The sequence below is a fragment of the Prevotella sp. FD3004 genome (assembly GCF_000746155.1).
Classification (GTDB): domain Bacteria; phylum Bacteroidota; class Bacteroidia; order Bacteroidales; family Bacteroidaceae; genus Prevotella.
Map to the genome: position 1 here is coordinate 55,299 of NZ_JQKR01000008.1, position 23,818 is coordinate 79,116.

Sequence of the window (23,818 nt, forward strand, 5' to 3'; positions counted from 1 at the left end):
ATATTTAAATAATTTATTTACATGTTGAACACCACAGGGATGCAGACTTTCGTACGACAGGGCTTGGCATTCATCACACCTGCCTGCCATTTAGGCATCATACGCAGCACACGCAGTACTTCGCGGTCGCAGGCCGCATCCAAATGCTGGACAAGCTCCAGATCTGACACCGACCCGTCTTGATTGACGATGAACTGCGCCACCACCTTGCCCTTCACCTTCTGCTGCTGCGCTGAAGCAGGGTATTTCAGGTTCTTAGTAAGCCACTTCATAAACTCCGAGGCACCTCCGGGGAACTGGGGCAGATCTTCTACCACACGGAAGTCTACCGGTTCATCGTACATATCGACTACCTCGGGTTTCTCTTCTTCTGCCATTTTCTCGGGATCAGGCAGTTGCTCCTGCTCCATCTGCTGAGTCTCTGAGGGCAGTTCCACGTCCTCGTCGACCAGTCGCAGCTGTTCCGACTCCGGTTTCTCCACTTTCTGCTCCTGTGGCATCATCATCGGTATCTCATCCTTGTCGCGTTTCAGAGGCGAGAGCTCCATCTCCGCCTCCAGGTCGTCATCGTCCTCGAAGAACGCCCAGCCATTGTCTGAGCTGTTCCATTCGAGTGCCACGAACAGGGAGGCGAGCACGACAATCAGGCCCAGCAGGAACCCTTGCACCCGTCGCTGCTCTATATCTGCCTCACGACTCTTCTTGACTTCCATAATAAATCCGGCTTTTGGCCGTTATATTTAAAACTTGCCTGCAAAGATAATAAAAAGTAAAAAGGTAAAAAAGTAAAAAGGTAAAAAAGACCTTTAATTAAGAATATTTTTGTAATTTTGTGCCCGAAAAAGGCAAAATAGTGAATTGTTATCAGTGAATAGTTTATTTCGTATATATGAGGTCAGATGGCGATTGAGAGTGGTGATAGTGCTATTTGCCATTCACTGTTCTATGCTACCAGCTTTCAGTCAGGAGAGCCAGACTGCCTATAACTTCCTGAGACTGCCCGTCAGTGCGCATGTGGCTGCTGTAGGAGGCGATAACATCACGCTGACCGACGATGATGCCACGCTCATCTTCCACAACCCCGCCCTGATCAATGGCGTAAGCGACCGCACCATCAACCTGAACTACATGACCTACATGGAAGGGGCAAAGACGGCCAGCGCCGCTTTCATCAAAGGGGCTGGCGACAGAGGCACGTGGGGCGTGACAGGACAATATATGGATTATGGCAGCATGAAGCAGACCACAGCCAACAACGAAGACCTGGGTACTTTCTCGGCTAAGGACTGGGCCATCGGCGGAACTTTTGCATATGCCCTCTCCAACACCATCAGCGGTGGCATCACGGCAAAACTCATCTCTTCCCATATCGCAGGCTACAGTTCGCTGGCCGTAGGGGTAGACTTAGGACTGAACTATTACGATGAAGAGACGGCATGGAGCCTGTCGGCCGTGGCCCGTAACCTCGGTGGACAGGTAAAAGCCTACGACGAGGAGTTCGAGCGCATACCCTTCGACCTGCAGGTGGGGGTGAGCAAGCAGTTACAGGGGGCGCCCCTTAGGTTCCACGCCACGATGAGCCGCCTCACCGACTGGGACGAGGCCTTCGGGCGACATCTGGCCGTGGGTGCCGATATTCTGCTGAGCAGTAACATCTATGTAGCTGCAGGCTACAACTTCCGACGTGTCAGCCAGATGAAGATATCCGACTCTGAAGGAGCCGCCTCTCATGGTGCAGGACTCTCGCTGGGCGCAGGTCTCTCACTGGAACGCCTTAAGCTGCACGTGGCCTACGGCAAATATCACGTCAGCACATCTTCGATTTTAATTAATATATCATACGCATTATGAAGAAAATAACTATTGCCATCGATGGCCACTCGTCGTGCGGAAAGAGCACCATGGCCAAGGACCTCGCCCGTGAGGTGGGGTATGTCTATGTAGATACCGGTGCCATGTATCGCAGCGTCACTCTCTACGCCCTGCGCAAGGGACTGTTTCATGAGGATGGAAGCGTGAACACACAGGCTCTTGAGGCCGAGATGCCCAACATTCACATCTCGTTTAAGTTCAACCCCGAGACAGGACGCCCAGACACCTATTTAAATGACGAGTATGTAGAGAAGGAAATCCGTTCGCTCGAAGTCTCTAACCATGTGAGTCCGATCGCAGCCGTAGGTTTTGTACGCGCAGCCATGGTGGCTCAACAGCAACAGATGGGTAAGGACAAGGGCGTGGTGATGGATGGTCGTGATATCGGTACAACCGTGTTCCCCGATGCAGAACTGAAAATCTTCGTCACTGCCTCTGCTCAGGTACGTGCCCAGCGTCGCTACGACGAACTGAAGGCCAAGGGCATGCCTGCCGACTTCGACGACATCCTGAAGAACGTAGAGGAGCGCGACTACATAGACTCTCATCGTGAGGTGTCGCCCCTGCGCAAGGCCGACGACGCTCTGGAACTCGACAACTCGAACATGACCATCGCTGAACAGAAGCAGTGGCTGCTCGACCGCTTTAACGAGCGCACAGCATAAGCGATTTTGTTCCTTTTATACGATTTTCTCATCATTATTTCTGTTTTTCTCGGTTTTTATTGCTACCTTTGCAGCCGAAAACAATTTTATTAGATAATAATGATGAGAAAATTTCTTTTTATGGCCGTATGTGCCATGACTTTCTCCACCGTTTCTATGGCCGGTGGACTGATGACCAACACAAACTATCACATCGCCTTCGACCGCATGATGGCACGTGGCGCCACTTTCGACATCGACGCCGCCTACTCCAACCCAGCAGGTCTGGCATGGGGGCACGAAGGCTTCCAACTCTCGCTCAACTTCCAGAAACCCTGGCAGAACCGCGACATCACCACGACCATCCCTCATTTCCTCGCCTACCCTGGTGTTTACGACCACGGATACGAAGGGCTTCAAAACAAGAAGTTCGAGGGTGTGGCCTCAGCACCTATCGTGCCAGCACTGTTCGCCTCATACAAGAAAGACCGCTGGGCCATCTCGTCGATGATCGGCATCGTGGGCAGTGGCGGCTTCGTGAAGTACAGTGAAGGCATCCCCATGTTCAACGCCCTCGTGATGGGCTCCATCTTCAAACAGACCCTCACTGCCAAGATGATGAACCCCGAGGCTCCTCTGCTCGTCATCACCCCCGAGATGTACGACATCGACTCTGAGGTGAAGGGTAAGCAGTACATCTACGGCGCACAGGTGAACTTCACCTATCGCGTTACCGACGAGTTTGCCGCTGCCATCGGTCTGCGCGCCAACTACTACGACGGCTACAGCCGTGTCCGCCTCAAGGCGATAGGCACCAATCCGCTGATTGCCACCACCACGCTGGCCGATCTCAACCTCGACTGCACACAGCGCGGCATCGGCGTGGCTCCCATCGTGAGCTTCGACTATCACAAAGGGGCCCTCAACCTCACTGCGCGCTATGAGTTCCGCACGAAGATAAACACCAAGAACGACACCAAGGAACTGCCTGAGGAGCTGGGCGAACTGGCTGCTCCCTATGCCGACGGCGTCCACGTGCGTTACGACATGCCCTCGCTGCTCTCGCTGGCTGTAGGCTATGAGTTCACCCCACAGCTGCGTGCCACCCTCGAGTATCATTTCTTCGACGACAAGCACGCTGTGATGGCTGGCGACCGTCAGAAAGAGCTCACCCATGGCACCAACGAGTTCCTCGCAGGTATCGAGTGGGACATCAACAAGAAGTTTACCGTGAGCTGTGGTGGACAGCGCACCGACTATGGTCTGGCCGACGGTTACCAGCAGAACACCTCGTTCGCCTGCGACAGCTATAGCATTGGTGTGGGTGGTGCCTGGAACATCAGCGATAAGCTGCGCCTCAACGCCGGTTACTTCATCACCCTCTACAGCGACTACACCCGTGAGTTCACCGCTGAACAGGGTGGCTACCAAGGCACTGGCTATCCCGGCCAGGATGTCTACAGCCGCACCAACAACGTCATCGGTGTGGGTCTGGATTATAAGTTCTAATCCTTCGACAAACTCTGAGACCACATACATAAAGAAATCCCCGCTCGGCTGAGCGGGGATTCTTTTTTATTGTTGCATCCTAAGGATGGCATCACGGCATTGTTCCATGAGCCAGCGGGGAGTGCTGGTGGCGCCACAGATGCCGACGGTCTGTATGCCTTCAAGCCATTCGGGCTGTATCTCCTGAGGGTCTTCAATCAGATGGGTGTTAGGATTCACACGCAGACACTCGTTGAAAAGCACCTTACCATTGGAACTCTTACGGCCACAGACGAAGAGGATGAGGTCGTGCCTGGTGGCAAACTGCGAGATGTTCGGCATGCGGTTGGCCACGTTACGACAGATGGTGTCGAAGCTCTTGAAGGTGGCATCCTTAGAGATATGACTTTGGATATAGTCGATGATGCGATGGAACTCGTCGAGCGACTTCGTGGTCTGACTATACAGATAGATGTCGCGTGAGAAGTCGAGCTTGGTCACCTCGTCGAAACTCTCGATGACAATGGCCGTACTCTGCGTCTGACCTACGAGACCCAACACCTCAGCATGACCTTTCTTGCCGAAGATGACAATCTGGGCATCGCCCGGAGTCTCAGAGCCGTCGTACTGCTGTTTGATGCGTTTCTGGAGCTGGAGTACCACAGGACAGGTGGCATCGATAATCTCGATATTGTTCTTACGGGCCAGTTCGTAAGTCTCAGGGGGCTCACCATGAGCACGGAGCAACACCTTGACATTGTGCAACTGGCGCATCTCGTCGTGGTTGATGGTAATGAGTCCCATCTCACGCAGACGCTCACACTCCATACCATTATGCACAATATCACCGAGACAATAGAGCTTCGTGCCCTTGGCCAGCTCTTCTTCGGCCTTTTTGATGGCGGTGGTCACTCCAAAGCAGAAGCCACTGCCGTTGTCTATTTCTATCTGTATCATTTCTTCAGTATTTCAAAATACATATCCAGCAAATCCTGTGCCGCAACAAACGAGGTCTTATGCCCCGACAGCACTGTCTGCTCAGCCAAAGAGAGCTGTGCCTTAATGGCAGGATTATTGTAGAAGTTAAGGCGCAGGTGCTCGTTGATGCTCTCATACATCCAGTACTTTGCCTGTTCGTTGCGACGATAGTCGAAGTAACCATTGGCCTTGACAAAGGCGATGTACTCGTAGATCATATCCCAGATCTCTTTCACACCTGTACCATAGAAACCTGAGTAACACAGCACCTTGGGCAACCAGCCGCTCTCGGGCATGGGGAAGAAATGGAGGGCATTGCGGAAGTTGGTGGCTGCCATCTGACAGCGATCCACATTGTCACCATCGCACTTATTGATGACGATGCCATCGGATATCTCCATGATGCCTCGCTTGATGCCTTGTAACTCATCACCCGTACCTGCCACCTGGATGAGCAGGAAGAAGTCGACCATAGAGTGACAAGCCGTCTCGCTCTGACCTACACCCACCGTCTCTACGAAAATCTTGTCGAAGCCTGCAGCCTCACAGAGGATGATGGTCTCACGGGTCTTACGGGCCACACCGCCCAAAGAGCCTGCCGACGGACTAGGACGTATGAACGACGCAGGATGCTGCGCCAGCTTCTCCATGCGTGTCTTATCGCCCAAGATAGAACCTTTGGTACGCTCACTGGAAGGGTCGATAGCCAATACCGCCAGTTTGCCGCCTTTCTCACGGAGCACATGGACACCAAACTCATCGATACTGGTAGACTTTCCTGCTCCCGGCACACCACTGATGCCCACACGCACACTGTTGCCACTATAGGGCAGACACTTGTTGATGACCTCCTGCGCCTTGGCCTGATGGTCGGGGTTGACACTCTCGATAAGCGTTACTGCCTGCGACAGGATTGTGACGTCGCCCTTGACGATACCCTCTACCATCTCTGCTGCAGAGAGTTCACGACGACGGTTCCGCTTCAGGTAGGGATTGATGATGGGCGGCTGCTTCACACCACTGTTCACCTGCAAGCCTGCATATTCTGAGCTATTCTCGGGATGATCCATTGTTTATTCTATTTGAGACGGATGTTAACGACAATCTTGGCATGATCAGGGTCGTTGGTAATCATCAGGATACGGGGACGCGTACGCACCTTCGCCAGATCCTCGGCAATACCTGTTATCTTCAGGTTCGTGCTCTGTCCCGGTTCGAGTTCACTCTTGCCCAGCGTCACCTTGAGTCCCTCGGTAAACAACTGGAGTGAAGAGATTTTCAGCACCGTCATGCCAACGTTCTGCAGGCTGACAGTGGCCGTCTTCTTGGCTTTACCACCGAAGTCGGTGAAGTCGACGTCAGTCGCTGACATCTGCAGTTGGGGCGCCTGATCCTTATTAATACTCTGGAAGTCTTTCAGGTCGGGCAAGAGGATGGTAGACACACCAATGGCATTTTCCTGCTTCACCTTATCACCCAGATGTTTGGCCAGATAGACAGAGGTCTGTGTCAGACCGTAGTCGCGCAACTTGTCGGAGTGGAGGGTCACGGTAATCGTGGCACCACGGTTGGGAGCCAGTTTCTCGGGTACTACCGTAGCTGACAGGTATGGGGGCAGATGCATCACGTTGGGCTGCATGGTCTGCGACCCGTTATTAAAGATATGTATCTCCTGCATAGGCGCATCGCCCTTGTTCACATCGTCGAACTCCAGCTCGTTCTTGTCGAGCAACAACTCACCCATTGTCAAGGGGTAGTTGCCGCGGTAGTCTACCATCTCAGGAATCACGATACCCTTCATGGTGAGATAGACAGGCGTCTTGGAACCATTGCTCTTCACGGCAGCCATCTTATGGAAGTGTCCCAGCTGACGGGCATCGTAGGTCATGGTGATCTTGAACTTATCGCCTGCGCCTACCTCTTTGGGATACTCGACAGCCGTACAGCCACAATCGGGCTTGACACTCTCGATGACAAGACGCTTACGCCCTTTATTCTTGAGCTCAAAGGTGGCTGTAATGGGTTGTTCGAAGCCTGTACGGCCACACTCTACTATAGCATTCTCAACGGTCAGGCGCTGTGCGTGCGCCTCGCTAATGAATAACGGGGAAATGATAAATGATAAACCAATAATTCTTAATATTTTCATTTGACTGTAATTGTTTGCGATTTAGTGACGGCACGGAACTCTGGAGCGTAGGCACACTCTACAGAACAAGTGCCTGTCTCGTAGGTTCCCGGACGATCAATATAGTATTCGTTCTCGATGACATGTCTGCCTTTCGACAAACAGTCGAAGTAATAGTTCGTAGCATTGTCCTTCGGTGCACAATAGGAGCCACTGTGATAACCACTCAACTGACGGACGGGTTCCATGCAGGCAGCCCGCTTGTCAATGACCTGTACGAAGTCGTAGTCCCGGTCAGCAGTGATAGTCAGTCGTACTTTCACACGATCACCTACAGCCAAGCCCTTCGCCGGTGATACGGGAAGTATCTCACGCTTGACGGTCAGTGCGCTGCCAGAATCAGTGATACCCTTCGTAGCCTGAGTGAACTGCGCATAGACAGCGCCCCACGAGGTTCCTTCGCTCTTCTTGTCGATGGTCAGGGTCTTACTCTCTGCAGGTATGTCTGTCTTCACATAACCGATGGCAGCTGTGGCCTTAGGCATCTTCATTGGCTTACCGTCAACCTTCATCACGGAGAGGGCATCATTCGACAGGCTCAAGGGCCGAGAGGCAAGGAACGCATACACTGCATTCACACTATTGATAGGCGTATCCCATGCCTGAGTACGCTTCTCCTGCAACAACCAGCGCTGCATCTCATCGATGGTCTGCTGATCTTCGGGGACAAGTCTCTGGAGCGCCTCGATAGCCACCGTCTGTGTAGGTATCTTATAGTCGTACCAAGAATAGCCGGCACGCGGAGTGTCGTAGTAACGTCCCATCTCCTCACGATAGACCGTATATTCCTTCAACGACTGGGCGTACTCTAAGGCACGCTTGGCATCGCTCTTGGAAAGGATCACCGCCGTCAGTGCCTTCTCATAGATAGACTGCGACTTGACATCCTTCTTCAGAAGTTTCAGCAGGTAGTCGTTGGCCGACTGCACTTCTGCAGGCAGCTGTCTGCCGTCGAGGGTGACAAGATAGAGCCACTGCAGGGTCTTGAAACTGGGAAAGGACACCTGATGATTTTCCTTCTCCTGTTTCTTCAGTTCCTTCACTTCATCGACAATCTTCTGTCCCATGAAACTGAAAGCGCTGCTGAGCATGTTCTCCACATCGCTTTGCTTACCAGCCATCGCATTCAGGCGTACCAGCATCTCAGAGACAGCTACCGTCATATAGAACGAGCCGGGCATGCCCTGCCACCAGGTCCACGAGCCATCAGAGAGCTGCAGCTTACCGAGTTTGCCGAGTGCCGTACTGATACGGTTCTGCATGAGGTTGTCGTCGAAGAAGTCTACCAACCGCTGTTTCTGTTCTGTCTCATTATCAGCATCCATCACCCAAGGGGTCTCACTGAGCAGCAGGTCTTTCAGTTCCTGATTCTTCTCAAGGGCACTTGTCAGTGAAGTGTCCTCACCCTTCTCCTGTTTCCAGAGGGCGAAGGCGGTCTTAGCCTGCGGATACTGACTGATGACATGACGGCCAAGGCTGTTGGCATAGTAAGAAGCAGCCTGTGAAATGGCATTATCATCGATGGGCTGACCAATGGCAGGCAGTGCCTGAATCATCAGCCAAGCAGGATCATTGGTGTATTCGAGTGTCAGTTTGGTATTCTGGGCATCAGCAGGCACCAGCTTTAAAAGGTCTATCGTTTCTGTTACTGCCTGATGCTGTGTGATCGGCAATGTTACTGTGACACGTTCTGTAGAAGGCAGAACGGGCAGATAGTGCTGTTCGCCGTCTGAGAAGCCCTTGCCACTCACCGTCATCTGACAGATGAGGAGTCCCTTCGACAACCCCTGGGGCCGCACTTCAAAGGATACTGGTACAGTGGCACCGGCCTTCATCTTGACATTCTTTTTCTGTTCAAACACCACAGCATTGGTCTCCGGATCTGTCAACTTCAGTGTGACTGTTCCATTAAGTAACTTCTCGCTTGTAGTCTTGGACGAACCAAGCGGCGTAGCCGAGCAGAAGATACGCGCAGAGATAGTAGCCTCATCACCCTCACGGATAAAACGTGGTACATTGGGCTGTATCATCACATCCTTCTGCGCCACTGCTGTCGCCTCTATCTGTCCATAACAGAGATCCTTTGTATGTGCCAGACCCAGGAAGCGCCACGTAGTGAGACTCTCAGGAAGCGTGAACTTCAAGGCCACCTGTCCCTTCTCGTCTGTGGTCAGCTGGGGATAGAAGAAGGCTGTCTCGTTGAGATCCTCACGAAGCTGTATATCGTCTGTCTTTTCTTCCTCCACCGACGACACCGACAATTCCACATCTGCCACAATACTAGCTTCCATCATCTTGGGCTCGGCAGCCACATCAAAGACCTTGGTGTCATTGCCTACCACCTCTGCCAAGTCAACACTATTGTCGAATCCCTTGCTCTCAAGCATCACGCCACGGGAATAACGGCGGAGACTATAACCATACACCGATGGCAACACACGCTCGTCGAAACGACTGAAGTCGAACTCATAGGTCGAGGCACCACGCCATGGCTTTCTGACAAAGTCGTACCGGCTATAAGACATGGAATATTGCCAGTTGGTTCTTGGCATAGAGAACAGCACATCAGGCTGCAGACTCCATTGGTGCTGGACAATCTGGTTGAGACTCTGATCGTAGAGCGTTGCCATCAGCTGAGCGTCTGCCAGACGGCCTTCTGCATCCGTTATCTTCAATGTCCACTCCTCTTTCTGACCAGGTGTAAGGCGATCGCGGAAGGTGGCCCACTCGAGCGAGAGATGCTTGTCGGGCAATGGGCGCAGTATCCGTACGGTGTGGGTATAGCACTGGCCGTTCTTCACCCAGGCGAAGCTCAGCAGTAAACCGTCGCCATAGGCTTCGTCATACTTGAGCTTCAGGTTCAGCAGTTCATTACTCATGTCTTTGGATCCCATCTCTATGATCTTCGTACCGGCAAAGAGACCATACACCAGATGCACGTCCTTATCAGAAGAGCCCACCTGAACGGTCACGGCACTACCGTCGTTGGGGAACTGCGCAGCCGACTGATAGAACCAGTTGTCGGTCTCTGTTGCAGGCTTGGTATCGTCGAGCGAGAAGAGCACAAACTCATGACGGATGGTATCTCCCTCGCAAATGGCGTCAAGGGTGTGTTTGCCTGAAGTTAATTTTTTGTTTAAAATAGAAAGGGGAGAATTGGTCCTGGCTTTCTGCCATGAACCACCGTCTATCTGATAGTTCACCTCAGCATCCAGGTCCTGACCTGCGGCATTCAGCAAATGGAAGGTTGCCGTAGACTTTTCTTCCAACAGGATTTTCTCTGCCATATCCACGCTCAAGGCCGTCTTACGATTACCCAAAGGCAGTGAAAGCTGACCTGTACGTGTCTCACCAGCCACATCTGTCACATCGGCAGTCACCACGAACTGATAGAACATCGGGGAACTGCTCTCAGGCAGACTGAGGGGCATTCTGACCTTGAACTTACCTTCCTGGTCGGTGATCGTCTCTTCGTTCAACAGTTCCTCACCCTCCTGACTGTAGTTCAGCGCCTCTGTATCCCAGTAACGACTGTAGGACCACCACCAGAGGGCTGTACGACGTACCACCTTATAGCTGACCTTAGCATCCTGAAGGGGCACACCGGCATAACTCAGAGCGGTACCTTCTACTGTGATGGTATCACCAGCAGCATAGGCCTGCTTCACCTCTGGGAAGTCTACATGGAACGTAGGACGCTTGTATTCCTCAACATGAATAATCAGGGTCTCGCCGTTAACCTGAATGCGGAACTGACCCGTGAGACCTTTCTCCGGTAACGTGAAGTCGACAGCGGCCACACCATACGCATCGCTAAGCACTTGTTTCTCCTCAACGACTTTATTGTTTGCATTGCGCAACACGAACTTCACAGGTTTATGCTCTCTAACCTGGTGTTCGAAACCATTCCTGACTTCATAGATCAGGGCTGAGGCATGCACGGTCTGACCCGGACGATAGATGCCGCGATCGGTATAGACACTGGTACGGTTTACCTGACGATCCTCATCGAGATAGCGGTAAACGCCTGCCTGCGTCATCTCCGGACATGCCTTGTCGGTATCAGTGTAGGCATAGACTTCTCTGCGATGGCGCTCGCCGTCCAGTTTACCGATATATTCGCCCTTGGCGTCTGTCACGCCTTCGTGGGTCTTGTATTCGTTATAGCTTAACTGCTCTCTGATGGTAAGATGAGCACCTGCGATAGGCTGTCCCGTCGTAGCATTCACCACCACATAACGGATGCCCTTACCTTCTGGCAGGGCCTCAGAGATGGTAAACACATCCGTCACATAATACAGATGACGCGAGGGCTTAGTGTTGGCACTACTGGTAAACTCCAACATATAGACACCGATGGGCAGGCCTCCGATGGTCAGGGAGTCTTCAAAGAGCTCATAGTCCTGACGACCGGTATACTGACGCTCAACCTTGTCGGCAACGCCATCGAGCAGAGGCACAATCTTCTTGTAGCCCTCCTCCGAATCTATGTCGGCCTTCAAGTCGCCATTGGCTTTCAGGCGATAGACGGTCAGTGTCAGTCCTGTAATGTTGCGCAGTTCCTGCAGGGTCACCTTCTGCGTCTCCTGCGGTCTGACGACGCGATGATCAAAAGAGATCTGGAACTGGGGATTGATGAGTTCCTGCTCTGCATTGCGCAGGATACCCATGCGTTTCCACGAGCCCCACTTGCCGAGAGCCTCACGGATATAAGCCAGTTTCTCGGCCTTTGGCACATCTGAATCATACCTGATGCGGTCATAACGCACCAAAGCCAATTCGCCTGCCTCGGGCACGTCCTGATACACACTGATGAGCGAGTCGATCTGCTCCACCGGAGCATACTCATAGGCTCTGGCAGCTGTGATACAAGCCGCAGAGCGATTGCCCTTCTTGGCATAATACTCATACAGGGGGTTATACTCGTCTAACGCATAGCCTACCACACTCAGCAGGTCGTGGCCGAACAGCTTTGAGTCGACACCCTCAATCACAAAGGGGGCGTAGGTTTTATCCTTCACCTTGGCCAACTGCTCACAGAGCTCCGGCGTCAGCTGAGGCTTGACAGCTTTCAGCTCCATCGGCGTATTGGATCTGCTCACCTGATAGAGCACAGTCTGATAGACTGTTTTCAGCACCACGTTCTGTTCAGTCTCTGCGCGCTGCCGCATACGTTCGATAGCTGGTTTCAACGAGTCGGGTGCTATCTCGGCCATCATCTGAGCACTTTGCAGTTCTGCTTTCAGCAGCTGTCCGTAGTCGTGGCCCTTCTCTGCCTTCTTTACAATCTTCTGAAGCACTTCACACGCAGTCTTAGGCAAGTCTTTTTCCTCTGCCTCCTTCACCTTCTTCCAAAGCGAGGCATACGATTGTCCGAATATCAATAGGGGCATCATCAATATGATTAGGGTTGCAAATATTCTTCTCATCTTCGCTTTTTATTATTGGGTTTAATGATGCAAAGGTAGAAAAAATATTCCATATTCGCTTGCTAATTATGTATTTTTATATTATCTTTGCATCCATGATTAACCAACAACTACTGAATCCGAGGAGCATCGTCGTGATCGGCGGCTCCAACAACGTACATAAGCCTGGTGGCTCTATCGTACGCAATATCATCAATGGCGGTTTCGATGGTCCCCTGCACATCGTCAATCCCAAAGAAGATGAAGTGCAGGGAATCAAGGTCTTTCATGATGTAAAGGATGTGCCCGAGAGTGAGCTGGCTGTGCTCGTAGTAGCCGCTAAGTTCTGCCCGGACTATGTGGACTATCTCTGCAAGGAGAAGGGGGTGAGGGCTTTTGTCATCATATCTGCGGGCTTTGGCGAAGAGACAAAGGCCGGTGCTGAACTTGAGAAGCGCATCCTCGACACCTGCGAGAAATACGGGGCAGCCTTGATCGGTCCCAACTGCATCGGACTCTTGAATCGCAACCATCATAGTGTTTTCACATTGCCTATACCAAACCTGAATCCTCTTGGTGTCGACTTCATCAGTGGCTCTGGTGCTACAGCGGTATTCATTCTCGAGAGTGCCGTCATCAAGGGTCTGCAGTTCAACAGCGTGTGGTCGATAGGCAATGGCAAGCAGATTGGCATTGAAGACGTACTTCAGTACATGGACGAGCACTTCGATGCGAAGAAGGACTCAAAGGTAAAACTACTGTATATCGAGAACATCGCCAACCCCGATAAGCTGCTTTTCCATGCCAGCAGTCTTATTCGTAAAGGCTGCAGGATAGCAGCCATCAAAGCCGGCTCCAGCGAGAGCGGCAGTCGTGCGGCATCTTCACATACAGGCGCCATCGCTTCCAGCGATTCTGCCGTAGAGGCCCTTTTCCGCAAAGCGGGGATTGTGCGCTGTTTCTCCCGCGAAGAGCTCACCACTGTAGGTTGTATCTTCACCCTACCTGAGTTGAAGGGCAGGAACTTCGCCATCGTCACCCATGCAGGTGGCCCCGGGGTCATGCTCACCGATGCGCTCTCGAAGGGTGGCCTCAACGTACCTAAGATAGAAGGTCCTGAGGCCGAGGAACTGAAGAGTAAGCTTTTCCCTGGTTCTTCCGTAGCCAACCCCATCGATTTCCTGGCTACAGGAACAGCAGAACAACTGGGCACGGTCATTGATTATTGCGAGAATAAGTTCGACCATATCGACGCCATCGCCGTCATCTATGGCACTCCTGGTCTCACTCAGCTCTACGAGGCCTACGATGTGCTTGACAAGAAGATACGGGCGTGCAAGAAACCGATCTTCCCTGTATTGCCGAGCCTGCATACGGCAGGACCTGAGGTGGAAGAGTTCCTGAAGAAAGGTCATGTCAACTTCAGCGACGAGGTGACTCTGGCCACTGCTTTAAGTCAGATCATGCGCACCCCACAGCCTGCGCCCTCTGAACTGGAACTCTACGGGGTTGATGTGCCTAAGATACGTGACATCATCTATCGCGAGACCCATCGTCTGAAATTCGAGGGACTGGAGAGTGGCTACCTGGCACCTGATGCCGTTCGCGAACTGCTTTCATGTGCCGGCATTCCCTTAGTACCTGAGATGGTAAGCATCTCTAAGGAAGAACTCACGGCCTTTGCCGGGAAAGTGGGTTTCCCTGTAGTAGCAAAGGTCGTTGGTCCTGTACATAAGAGCGATGTGGGTGGCGTCACTCTGAACATCCGTACACCAGAGCATCTGGCACTTGAATTCGACCGTATGATGAAAATCCAGGACGCCACAGGTGTGATGGTGCAGAAGATGCTCAAAGGTACCGAACTCTTCATTGGCGCCAAATACGAAGAGCGTTTCGGTCATGTGGTACTCTGCGGTCTTGGCGGTATTTTCGTTGAGGTACTAAAGGATGTGTCCAGCGGTCTGGCTCCTCTCTCCTATGGCGAGGCATACTCTATGATCCACTCACTTCGTGGCTATAAGATTATCAAGGGCACACGTGGACAAAAGGGACTCAACGAACAGAAATACGCTGAAATCATCGTACGCCTCTCTACTCTGTTGCGCTTTGCCACAGAGATTAAGGAGATGGATATTAACCCATTGTTGGCCGACGAACATGATGTCGTTGCTGTCGACGCGAGAATACGTATAGAACGCTCATGAGAATTGCGATAGTCGGTGGTGGCGCAGCAGGATTCTTCCTGGCTATAAACCTGAAGGAGATGAGTCCTTCGTGCGAAGTGACCATCTTCGAGAAATCGAAGAAGGTGCTCGCCAAGGTCGAAGTCTCTGGAGGTGGACGCTGCAACTGCACCAACTCTTTCGCCTCCGTCAGTGACCTCTCACAGGTCTACCCCCGAGGGCATCGCCTACTGAAACGTCTCTTTAAGACCTTCGACTATCACGATGCCTACGAGTGGTTCGAGGCACATGGCGTACGTCTGGTGACACAAGATGACGACTGTGTGTTCCCTGCCTCACAAGACTCCCACACCATCATCAACCTCTTTCTGGCAGAGGCGCGTCGACATGGCATCGAGATACGTACTGGCACAAAAATAGAATCTCTCGGCCAACTCGCTGATTACGACTGCATCGCCATCACCTCTGGTGGTGGTACGGCTTCTCTTGCCGGCATTCCTACCACCGAACCTGTTCCCTCACTATTCACGTTCAGCATCGAGGACAAGGCGCTACGCAACTTGATGGGTACTGTCGTAGAGGATGCCACCGCCTATATCCCAGGCACCGGTTTCCGTGCCACGGGACCGCTGCTCATCACTCATTGGGGCATGAGTGGACCTGCCATCCTGAAGCTGTCCAGCCATGCTGCCCGCGAACTCCATGATCACGGCTACCAGATGCCTTTGGCCGTCAACTGGCTCAGCCTTAAAGACCCAGAGGTTCTTGCCGAACTGCACCGCATCATCAGTCAGCACCCCCAGAAACAACTCGGCAGCATCCGCCCTTTCGATCTGCCAAGTCGCCTGTGGAACTACCTCCTTGAGAAGGCCTTAGGCCAGCGTGCCCAAAACCGTTGGCAGAACCTCAATAAGAAAGAACTGAACCGGCTGGTCAACATGCTTTGCAACGACAGCTACCAGATAGCAGGACGTGCGGCTTTTAAGGACGAGTTCGTCACCTGTGGAGGCATCGACCTCTCAGCCGTCAATCCTAACACTCTGGAAAGCAAAGACCTCCCCCACGTTTACTTCGCAGGAGAGGTGCTTGATATCGATGGTGTCACAGGAGGCTTCAACTTCCAGGCAGCCTGGACTACCGCCCACACCGTTGCCAAAGCAATCTCTGGATTAGGGAATCACATAGATTGCTGACTATTGCAGTGGAGAAGATATAAAATCAGGAGTGTTGAATGAATAAAGTGTGCGATGATAATAGCGTTTGGGGTTCTTCTGAGGCAGTAGGAAAGGCTTTGTGGCTTTTCCTTTTTCATCAATAGAAGAGAAAAAGACTTCGCGTTTCACCAGTTTCCAGGTCAAGCAACCAAAGGTCGGCCCCTGGGCCATTAAGCAGACCAATGCCAATAACAAAGCACCGAGCCATGCGAAATGAAAGAACTGCAAGAAGAAATCCCTTATATACTGGTATATGCCATACTCCTGCCAGAACTCAGTATCCCAGACAAACAGTCTTTCCTGCCCTACAACTGCATGAGGATAAAGGAAACACCAGAAACAAAAGATGATGAAGGCAAAGGATATTGCCATCATCATCTTCCAGTGTGATTTGATAATCATTAATAGTTCTTTGTACAGAGTTTGTTGAAGTCTGTCTCATTCTTGGGAATCTCCCAGACCCAACCGTCTGCACCTGCCTCTTTATCGATAAAGGTGCAGAAAGTCTGAACGAAGTTACGTCCGCGATGGATGGGGAGGTTCAGGCGCTTCAGGTCATAGAAGCGGAAGCCCTCACCCCAGAGCTCTACACGACGACTGTTCATGATCTCCTCTGCCAGGGCATCACCAGCATTTCCCTTAGACACATACGAGGGATCGCGTGTCACCTGGAACTTGGTGAATACCTCCTGAGCCTGTGCTGTCTGTCCGGCACGAGCCAGCGCCTCTGCCTCGGTCAGGTACATCTCTGCCAGACGCATGAAGGCTACATCACCTACAGCGTCAGCGCTAGAACGGGCGGTGAACTTACGGTTCTGATAGGGCTGCTTCACATATGTCTTTGCAGGCACCTCCATCTCACCTGTCGGGTCAAACCATGCACGACGCAGGTCTGTCTCTGACATGGTGTCGTAAGTATCGGCATTGATACACTTCACACCCTGACGGATAGCCGTAGCGTTGAAGTTCCACGACATATAAGCATAGAATGAGTAGAAGTATACGGTCTTATCATCCGGAGTACGGGCTGCGTACATAGCCTCCTTGGTGTCTGAGCAGATATCGGAGAAACCACACATCAGCTGGTCGCCCTGCATCAGGGCACCGCCATTAGCCTCAGCCAACTGGATGGCCTTAGCTGCATAGGTGGCTGCATTGGTGTAATCCTGCTTAGCCATAGCCACACGTGCCTTCAAACCCCATGCCACCATCTCACTGTAGTGGTGATAACCGGGATTGATGCCTACCAACAGCTTGCAAGCCTCGTCAAGGTCGGCATTGATCAGCTGATAGACCTCCTCAACAGAGTTACGAGCCTGTTCCTCAGTTACAGCTGTCAGACGATAGGGAATACCGTCCTGTGTGTTGTTACCACCGGCGGCATAGCGCTTGGCATAGAGCTGTACCAGGTTGAAGTGCGCCCATGCACGGATACAGAGTGCCTCACCCTTCACCTGATTATAGAGGGCAGCATCAGTCATAGGTGCCTCTTCCACACCTGCGATGATCTTATTGGCGTTCAGGATCCACTGATAATAGATGGTCCAGTACTTGATGTTGTAACCGGAACTCTCATTCATATTACAGCTCCAGCCCAGGTAAGCTGCCTTACACCATGTATTGGTGATCCAGGTAATGTCGTCGGCCTCCATGTCACGACAGAACATAAAGCCAGGCTCACCACCAAGACACTGATAACCTGTCTCCTGCGATACCATCTCCTTATGGATACCATTCAGGGCGATATAGAGATTCTCAAGCGAGGCATTGATTGACCCCTCTGAGACTTTATTCGACGGCACTGTGTCCAGATAGTCGCCAGAGCAGCTGCTCAGTCCGAGAGCCATCGCTGCTGCCAGCACGATTGTCGATATTTTATTGTATCTCATAATTCCTTATTATTTATTAGAATGAAACATTAAGCGAGAAAGTGAAGTTGCGAGAAGGCTGGTACTCGTTGTAAACAAGACCATTGTACTGAGCCATTGGGTTCAGACCCTGACGGGCTTTCAACATGAACAGGTTCTCTGCTGCGAACGACAGACGTGCCGACTTCACATAAACCAGGTTAAGCAGCTGCTTAGGCAACTGATAGCCGATAGTGACTGAGCGCAGGTTCAGATAGTCTGACTTGGTGAGCCAACGTGTAGAGTATGAGGTAGAGATGTTGGTGTTATGAGCTGTTGTAGCGTCAACACGAGGAACATCTGTCACATCACCAGGCTTCTGCCATGCATTCAGCAGATCAGGGCTCATAGCCTCACCAAAGTTGTCGGTAGCCATCATGCCCTGATAACCATAGTCCAGCAGCTTACCACCCAGCTGATAAGAGAATACAGCGGCAATGTCGAAGGCCTTATAGTAACCCTTCAGGTTGAAACCGCCATACATCTTGGGGATAGAAGCACCGCTGAAGTCGAACTTAGCATTGGTATAGTCGTTGGTCAGCTGCTGTCCGTCCTTGGTCATGAAGGTATTACCACCCTCTTCATACTTGTCAGGATCAGCAATCCACAGACCGTCACCTGTGTCAGGGTCAACGCCCCACCACTGACGGAGCCAGAACTCATAGATGCTCTTGCCCTCAACCCACTTCTTAGAACCGCTTACATAACCGTCCTTCATGGTGTCAGGCAACTTGGTGATCTTGTTCTTGATGAAGGTGGCGTTGGCACCAACACTGAAACCATAGTCCTTCTCATTCAGAACCTTGTAGTCGAGCTCAATCTCTACACCAGAGTTTGACACCTTACCTATGTTCTGGATAACAGACTGCACACCAGTTGACAGAGGCTGTGACACGTCGAAGAGCAGGTCCTTAGACGACTTGTTGAAGTACTCGATAGAACCGGTCAGACGATCGAACAGCATGAACTCAAGAGCCAGGTCTGTAGAGATCTGAGTCTCCCACTTCAGGTTCGGATTGGCAATCATCGTGAAATAAACACCAGCCTCGTTATAGTTCGTATAACCTGTTCCATACAAGGTCTGGTAGGGATAGTAGTCGTCGTAGCCCTCATTGTCAAGGATTGCGTCATTACCTGTCTCACCATAAGAGGCACGCAACTTCAGGTTATTGACCCACTTCACGTCTTTCATGAAGTTCTCCTCGCTGATACGCCAACTGGCACCAAACGACCAGAAGTCACCCCAGCGGTTATCCTTAGAGAAACGTGAAGAACCGTCGTGACGGTATGACATCGAAGCATAGTATTTGTTATCGTAGTCATAGTTCAGACGACCGAAGTAACCTTCCTTCTTGTAGTTGTGAGTATAAGAACTCAGACTGCTGATGTTCACGAAGTTTCCGAACTCATAGAGGTCTTTCAGGGTCTCCTCAGTCTTCATACCATACAGATACTCATATCTGTAGCTATAGTTCTCATGACCGAGCATTGCCTCTACATGATGCTTGCCAAAGGTCTTATTGTAATTGATGATCTCGTTGAGAGTCTGAGTGGTTGTACGGGTAGAGAGGATGTTCAGACGACCAGGACCGGCTGTACCATCACCTACCAGCGGGTTCTCATATACCTTACGACGACGGTCGTTGTTGCTATAAGAATAGTTGACTGTCAGTTCAAGACCGTCAATCGGAGCGATGGTGACATAGGTACGGGCATTCTGTCCGTTACGTGTAAAGTCACGGCTGTTGAACAGGGTCTCCGCAATAGCGTCACGACCTGGTGAAGACAAGCGGTCGCCATCATAGTCGTAAACATACTGTGCGGGATCTGTTGTAGGATTGCCGTTTGCATCCACAAAAGCACCTGAAGCCAGGTCGTGCTTGTGGATAGGATAGATAGGAGCCATCTGACGGATGTAACGCACGATGTTAGAATATGAGCTGCTGTTGTCTGAGTCTGCTGTAGAGTAGTTTGACACACTGCGGTTCAGACCGAGATTCAGTCCGCTCTTGAACCACTTGGTAGGATAGATATTATAGTTCAGACGTGCGCTGTAACGCTCGAAGTCGGTCTTCAGCACATAACCGTTGTCCTTCAGATAACCAACCGAAGCGTAGGTATCACTCTTGTCGGTCTTGGTGTTATAGCTCAGGTTGTACTCCTGACGATAGCCGGTCTTGAAGGCTGCGTCGTCCCAATCCGTATCGTCACCCCACTTCAGCTCGTTGGCTGCAGGATTCAGCTTACCGTCGGTACCAACGATAGCGTCATCAGCCACGCCCTTGAAGACGTTATAGCCACGCAGTGTTGAACCCAGTTCGGTAGTAGCCAGCTGTGCAGCCTCCGAAGCGTCCTTACCTGCAGAAACATACGCATTCTTCAGCATCTGCCACTGCAAGGGATAGAAGTCGCGAATACCTACCTTGGCATAGTCCTTATAGGCACGGGTAGACCAACCCTGCTTGATATCGAGGGAAACACCTGTTCCTGAGGTTGTCTTACCCTTCTTGGTGGTGATCAGAATGACACCGTTACCTGCACTTGAACCATAAAGAGAGGTTGAGGCAGCGTCCTTCAGTACTGTCATGCTCTCAATGTCGGCAGGGTTCAGGTCACCGATACTACCGTTATAGATGGCGCCGTCAACCACATAAAGGGGAGCGTTCGAGGCATTCACAGAACCGAAACCACGCACACGTACTTTAGGTGATTCACCAGGCTGACCTGAGCCTGAGGTTACCTGAATACCTGTGGCATTACCTTCGAGGGCTGAAGCCACGTTGGTAATCGGACGTTTCTCTATGCTCTGGGCGTTCACCGTTGAAGCAGAACCTGTGAACGATGATTTCTTAGCAGTACCATAAGCTACGACAATCACCTCGTCCAGACTCTGGGCGTCACTGCGAAGCTGGATGCGCAGGGGCTTTGAACTCACTGCCACCTCCAGAGGCTCCATGCCCACATAAGTGACTTTCAAGGTACTCTTCCCTGCAGGAACCTCCAGGGTAAACTCTCCATTGATGTCGGTAATAGTACCGATACTGGTTGCGCCTACCACCTGGATGCTTGCGCCGATAACCGGCTCATTGTCCTCGTAGGTCACAACGGTACCCTTTACCGTCGTTTGTGCCAGAGCTATTCCAACAAACAGGAACAGACTGGCAAAAATCATACTGAGTCTTTTCATTTTTAAAGTTTTTATAAATTAATTAGTAATATAGTTGAATCCCTTCTTATATATGAAACAAAAATGCGGGGCAAAGATAATGAAAATATTTCTAAAAAACAAATAAAATAATAAAATGTTTGCAATCCGCAATACTTTTTAAACAAAATGTATGCGCGATTCATCAAAGTTTTAATCAAAACCTTGTAAATTTCGGAATATGTTTGTAACTTTGTGGGCGAATTACAATTCGACCGCAAGAAGAAACAACAATTAAAACGATAAATCATTCATTATGGAACAACAGAAACGTTACGGTCATTTCGACGACCTGCATCGCGAGTATGTCATCACAGACCCACAGACCCCCTGGCCTTGGATCAATTACCTGGGCAACGAAGATTTCTTTTCACTCATTTCGAATACCGCAGGCGGCTATTCCTTCTATAAGGACGCCAAGTTCCGCCGCATTACCCGCTATCGTTACAATAATGTACCCATGGACAATGGCGGGCGATACTTTTATATAGTAGACAAGGAGACAGGGAGTCAGGGAGACAAGACCATAGTCTGGAATCCCGGATGGAAGCCCTGTAAGACACCGCTCGACTTCTACGAGTGCCGTCATGGCATGAGCTATACACGCATCACCGGAAAGAAGAATGGTGTAGAGGCTAGCGTGCTGTTCTTCGTACCTCTGAAGAAATGGGCCGAAGTACAGAAGCTAACCCTCAAGAACGAGAGCAACGAGGTGAAGCACCTGAAGCTCTTCTCGTTCGAGGAGTGGTGTCTGTGGAATGCTGCTACCGATATGGAAAATTTCCAGCGCAATTTCTCAACAGGCGAAGTAGAGATTGAAGGCTCAACCATCTATCACAAGACCGAGTACCGCGAGCGTCGCAACCACTATGCGTTCTATCATGTGAACACAGAGATACAAGGCTATGATACCGATCGCGAGACCTTTATTGGCCTGTACAATGAGTTTGCCGACCCACAGGTAGTGATGGAGGGCAAACCCCGCAACAGTCACGCTCATGGCTGGAGCCCCATCGCCTCTCACTATATCGAGGTAACACTGCAGCCTGGCGAGAGCAAGGACTTTGTGTTCCTCCTTGGCTACATCGAAAACGAACAGGACAAGAAATTCAGCGCTCCTCAGGTCATCAATAAGGAAAAGGCTCATGCGCTCATCGCCGAGCTCAACACCACTGAGAAGGTGGACAAGGCTTTTGCCGAACTCTGTGAGTACTGGGATGCTCTGCTTAATATATATAATGTACACACGGGTAACAACAAGCTCGACCGCATGGTTAACATCTGGAACCAGTACCAGTGCATGGTAACCTTCAACTTCTCTCGCAGCGCAAGCTTCTTCGAGAGCGGTATCGGCCGAGGCATGGGTTTCCGCGACTCTAACCAGGACCTCGTAGGATTCGTACATCAGATTCCATCACGCGCCCGTCAGCGCATCATCGATATCGCCTCTACCCAGTTCCCCGATGGCGGCTGCTATCACCAGTATCAGCCCCTCACCAAGCGCGGCAACAACGACATCGGCGGTGGATTCAACGACGATCCCTGCTGGCTCATCTTCGGTACCGTGGCCTATATCAAGGAAACAGGCGACTTCTCTATCCTCGACGAGATGGTGCCCTTCGACAACCAGCCGGGTTCTGAGGTCACACTCTTCGAGCACCTGAAGATCTCGATGGATCATGTCATCAAGAACCTCGGTCCTCACATGCTCCCGCTTATCGGACGTGCCGACTGGAACGACTGCCTCAACCTGAACTGCTTCTCATGGGATCCTAATGAGAGTTTCCAGACCACTGAGAACGTATCAGAGGGCACCAAGGCCGAGAGTCTCATGATTGCCGGTCTGTTCGTCGTAACAGGTAAGGACTACGTTGCCCTGTGCCAGAAGCTGGGCAAGACCGACGAGGCAGCCCGCATGCAGGAGGCTATCGACGCGATGATCGAGGCCGTGAAGAAGCATGGCTGGGACGGCGAGTGGTATCTCCGCGCCTACGACTTCTATGGTCGTAAGATTGGCTCTAACGAGTGCGAGGAAGGCAAGATCTTCATCGAGTCTCAGGGCTGGTGTACGATGGCAGAGATTGGCGCCGAGGAAGGTATGGTGGCTAAGTCGCTCGACTCTTGTAAGAAGTACCTCGAGTGCGAACACGGTATGGTACTCAACAATCCCGCCTTCACGAAGTACATCTACGAATATGGCGAGATCTCTTCATATCCCGAGGGCTACAAGGAGAATGCCGGTATCTTCTGCCACAACAATCCCTGGGTCATCATCGGTGAGTGTATCGCAGGTCGTGGTAACGATGCCTGGAGCCACTACGCGAAGATCCTACCCTCTTACGTCGAGGAGAAGTACCAGACGCTGCATAAGGTGGAGCCTTACGTGAACTGCCAGATGGTGGCTGGTAAGGATGCCTACAAGCCGGGCGAGGGTAAGAACTCATGGCTCACAGGTACTGCCGCATGGATGTGGTACACCGTATCAGAGTTCATCCTGGGTATCAAGCCCGACTACGATGGTATCCGCATCGATCCTTGTCTGCCTGAGACTGCTACCGACTACACCGTCAGCCGTAAGTTCCGCGAGGCCGAGTACCAGATTACCATCCATCCGAATGGCCAGCAGAAGGGCGTCAAGACAATCACCCTCGATGGCACGAAGGTCGATGGCACCGTCATCCCCTACTCTCCTGGCAAACATACCGTAGAGGTTTCAATGTAAATAACCAAT

14 protein-coding genes are annotated in these 23,818 nt (G+C 51.5%); 6 read left to right on the forward strand and 8 right to left on the reverse strand.

The genetic code is table 11. From position 1 onward, the window contains the following. Positions 1-17: 17 nt before the first annotated feature. Positions 18-713 (reverse strand): energy transducer TonB, encoded by a 696-nt coding sequence (locus T325_RS00505; protein ID WP_036909531.1) that lies wholly within the window; start codon positions 711-713, stop codon positions 18-20. 232 nt (positions 714-945) lie between these two features. Here T325_RS00505 and porQ point away from each other — a divergent pair, with 232 nt between their 5' ends. The 3 genes from porQ (at position 946) to T325_RS00520 (ending at position 4,025) form a co-directional block, all read left to right on the forward strand. Further along, positions 946-1,851: a type IX secretion system protein PorQ gene (gene porQ / locus T325_RS00510; protein ID WP_051949615.1), complete on the forward strand. Its 906-nt coding sequence runs from the start codon at positions 946-948 to the stop codon at positions 1,849-1,851. Next, positions 1,848-2,537, forward strand: a complete 690-nt coding sequence (gene cmk / locus T325_RS00515; protein WP_036909534.1) for a (d)CMP kinase — start codon at positions 1,848-1,850, stop codon at positions 2,535-2,537. Before porQ ends, cmk begins: the two co-directional genes overlap by 4 nt. A gap of 99 nt (positions 2,538-2,636) precedes the next feature. After that, a complete protein-coding gene (locus T325_RS00520) occupies positions 2,637-4,025 on the forward strand; it encodes an OmpP1/FadL family transporter (protein ID WP_231622163.1) in 1,389 nt (462 codons plus the stop codon). Positions 4,026-4,091: 66 nt separating this feature from the next. On the opposite strand, the gene T325_RS00525 is transcribed toward T325_RS00520, so the two are convergent. Genes T325_RS00525 through T325_RS00540 form a run of 4 tightly spaced genes read right to left on the reverse strand, consistent with a single transcriptional unit; the run spans position 4,092 to position 12,599 of the window. Then, the gene (locus T325_RS00525; RefSeq protein ID WP_036909535.1) at positions 4,092-4,961 is read right to left on the reverse strand and encodes a 4-hydroxy-3-methylbut-2-enyl diphosphate reductase; all 870 of its coding nucleotides are present in this window, start codon (positions 4,959-4,961) and stop codon (positions 4,092-4,094) included. Next, complete coding sequence (gene meaB / locus T325_RS00530; protein ID WP_036909536.1) at positions 4,958-6,052, reverse strand: methylmalonyl Co-A mutase-associated GTPase MeaB; 1,095 nt, start codon at positions 6,050-6,052, stop codon at positions 4,958-4,960. Before meaB ends, T325_RS00525 begins: the two co-directional genes overlap by 4 nt. An 8-nt stretch (positions 6,053-6,060) precedes the next feature. Then, the gene (locus tag T325_RS00535) at positions 6,061-7,131 is read right to left on the reverse strand and encodes a DUF1573 domain-containing protein (RefSeq protein WP_036909537.1); all 1,071 of its coding nucleotides are present in this window, start codon (positions 7,129-7,131) and stop codon (positions 6,061-6,063) included. Further along, complete coding sequence (locus T325_RS00540; protein WP_036909538.1) at positions 7,128-12,599, reverse strand: alpha-2-macroglobulin family protein; 5,472 nt, start codon at positions 12,597-12,599, stop codon at positions 7,128-7,130. Before T325_RS00540 ends, T325_RS00535 begins: the two co-directional genes overlap by 4 nt. A 95-nt stretch (positions 12,600-12,694) precedes the next feature. On the opposite strand from T325_RS00540, the gene T325_RS00545 reads away from it, so the two are divergent. After that, positions 12,695-14,782, forward strand: coding sequence for an acetate--CoA ligase family protein (locus T325_RS00545; RefSeq protein WP_036909539.1), 2,088 nt, complete (start codon positions 12,695-12,697; stop codon positions 14,780-14,782). Continuing rightward, positions 14,779-15,954, forward strand: a complete 1,176-nt coding sequence (locus tag T325_RS00550) for a BaiN/RdsA family NAD(P)/FAD-dependent oxidoreductase (protein WP_036909541.1) — start codon at positions 14,779-14,781, stop codon at positions 15,952-15,954. The genes T325_RS00545 and T325_RS00550 overlap by 4 nt, the downstream gene beginning before the upstream one ends. Here T325_RS00550 and T325_RS00555 read toward each other — a convergent pair whose 3' ends face one another. Genes T325_RS00555 through T325_RS00565 form a run of 3 tightly spaced genes read right to left on the reverse strand, consistent with a single transcriptional unit; the run spans position 15,955 to position 21,069 of the window. Next, the gene (locus tag T325_RS00555) at positions 15,955-16,377 is read right to left on the reverse strand and encodes a DUF6057 family protein (protein ID WP_036909542.1); all 423 of its coding nucleotides are present in this window, start codon (positions 16,375-16,377) and stop codon (positions 15,955-15,957) included. It abuts the gene before it with no gap. Then, the gene (locus tag T325_RS00560; RefSeq protein ID WP_036909543.1) at positions 16,377-17,864 is read right to left on the reverse strand and encodes a RagB/SusD family nutrient uptake outer membrane protein; all 1,488 of its coding nucleotides are present in this window, start codon (positions 17,862-17,864) and stop codon (positions 16,377-16,379) included. Before T325_RS00560 ends, T325_RS00555 begins: the two co-directional genes overlap by 1 nt. 16 nt (positions 17,865-17,880) lie before the next feature. Beyond that, positions 17,881-21,069 carry a SusC/RagA family TonB-linked outer membrane protein gene (locus T325_RS00565; protein ID WP_036909544.1) on the reverse strand — a complete coding sequence of 1,063 codons (3,189 nt, stop codon included), beginning with the start codon at positions 21,067-21,069 and terminating at the stop codon, positions 17,881-17,883. A 274-nt stretch (positions 21,070-21,343) separates the two neighbouring features. On the opposite strand from T325_RS00565, the gene T325_RS00570 reads away from it, so the two are divergent. Beyond that, entirely contained in the window at positions 21,344-23,809 is a 2,466-nt protein-coding gene (locus tag T325_RS00570; RefSeq protein ID WP_036909545.1) for a glycoside hydrolase family 94 protein, read from the forward strand. Positions 23,810-23,818 lie beyond the last annotated feature (9 nt).

Coding starts and splice junctions, on each gene's coding strand:
- meaB (WP_036909536.1), bottom strand. CDS start 6,052: ATGGATCATCCCGAGAATAGCTCAGAATATGCAGGCTTGCAGGTGAAC.
- T325_RS00565 (WP_036909544.1), bottom strand. CDS start 21,069: ATGAAAAGACTCAGTATGATTTTTGCCAGTCTGTTCCTGTTTGTTGGA.
- T325_RS00505 (WP_036909531.1), bottom strand. CDS start 713: ATGGAAGTCAAGAAGAGTCGTGAGGCAGATATAGAGCAGCGACGGGTG.
- cmk (WP_036909534.1), top strand. CDS start 1,848: ATGAAGAAAATAACTATTGCCATCGATGGCCACTCGTCGTGCGGAAAG.
- T325_RS00520 (WP_231622163.1), top strand. CDS start 2,637: ATGATGAGAAAATTTCTTTTTATGGCCGTATGTGCCATGACTTTCTCC.
- T325_RS00525 (WP_036909535.1), bottom strand. CDS start 4,961: ATGATACAGATAGAAATAGACAACGGCAGTGGCTTCTGCTTTGGAGTG.
- T325_RS00540 (WP_036909538.1), bottom strand. CDS start 12,599: ATGAGAAGAATATTTGCAACCCTAATCATATTGATGATGCCCCTATTG.
- T325_RS00570 (WP_036909545.1), top strand. CDS start 21,344: ATGGAACAACAGAAACGTTACGGTCATTTCGACGACCTGCATCGCGAG.
- porQ (WP_051949615.1), top strand. CDS start 946: ATGCTACCAGCTTTCAGTCAGGAGAGCCAGACTGCCTATAACTTCCTG.
- T325_RS00535 (WP_036909537.1), bottom strand. CDS start 7,131: ATGAAAATATTAAGAATTATTGGTTTATCATTTATCATTTCCCCGTTA.
- T325_RS00555 (WP_036909542.1), bottom strand. CDS start 16,377: ATGATTATCAAATCACACTGGAAGATGATGATGGCAATATCCTTTGCC.
- T325_RS00550 (WP_036909541.1), top strand. CDS start 14,779: ATGAGAATTGCGATAGTCGGTGGTGGCGCAGCAGGATTCTTCCTGGCT.
- T325_RS00560 (WP_036909543.1), bottom strand. CDS start 17,864: ATGAGATACAATAAAATATCGACAATCGTGCTGGCAGCAGCGATGGCT.
- T325_RS00545 (WP_036909539.1), top strand. CDS start 12,695: ATGATTAACCAACAACTACTGAATCCGAGGAGCATCGTCGTGATCGGC.